Source organism: Clostridium algoriphilum, assembly GCF_020443705.1.
GTDB lineage: Bacteria > Bacillota > Clostridia > Clostridiales > Clostridiaceae > Clostridium_AD > Clostridium_AD algoriphilum.
This window is the reverse complement of sequence record NZ_JAIZZK010000119.1, coordinates 1-710: the sequence shown is the minus strand read 5'-3', so window position 1 is coordinate 710 and position 710 is coordinate 1. Positions and strand designations below refer to the sequence as shown.

Sequence of the window (710 nt, the reverse complement as noted above, 5' to 3'; positions counted from 1 at the left end):
CCATTATCTTGATCCTCCAAGAAAATGGTTATTTAAGCCTAGCAATTACGCTAGGCTTTTTTTATTTTTTTCTAGAACTATGCGTGTAAATAAAAACCATTCCACATAACAACTATTATCTTGAATCAAAAGAAAAAACCAAGGTATTAAATGAGGTAAGTTATTTTGCCAATCTGTGAATTAAATTTTCATTTACTATTCGTATCCACTGTTGATTTAATTGATCACTCTTACCAAACCCCTGCATAAACTCAGATTGCAAGTTTAATGCTGAATCTTCCTCTTCAATCTGTTCGTGTATTAATGATAAGCCACCTTCAGATACTGGCATAGTATATAGCCAACCTATTGTTCCCTGATCATTGTCTACCCTCGCCTGTTCTGCAACAGCATAAAGCATCTTAGTAGTTACTAACTCCGTAGCGTAATATTTCTCAAGTATTTCTTTAATATCTTTGAATTGATAATTGGTATAAGGCAATACATTTATCTCATAAGGCGCATCCTTATCGTCTAAGTAGCTTATAACGTGTGTATAATGATTATACTCTCCTTCAGCTTGTAAACCGAAAAATGATGCCCATCCATCCAAATCTAAGTTAGAGAAATACGCTTGTATGTTCCTATAAATAGTGTGGTTATTAAATTCATGTGATATTTGCTCATTTAATAAATTTAATGTTGCTTTGGTTAAAAACATTTAATCGCCT

Annotated in this window: 1 protein-coding gene; it reads right to left on the bottom strand. The window is 32.5% G+C overall.

All coding sequences use genetic code 11. The annotated features are described in order from the left end of the window. Nucleotides 1–160: 160 nt before the first annotated feature. A complete protein-coding gene (locus LGK95_RS22195; RefSeq protein WP_226127104.1) occupies nt 161–700 on the bottom strand; it encodes a ferritin-like domain-containing protein in 540 nt (179 codons plus the stop codon). Nucleotides 701–710: the final 10 nt, after the last annotated feature.

Excerpts from the sequence above, each read along its gene's own strand:
- LGK95_RS22195 (WP_226127104.1), bottom strand. The coding sequence starts at position 700 with ATGTTTTTAACCAAAGCAACATTAAATTTATTAAATGAGCAAATATCA.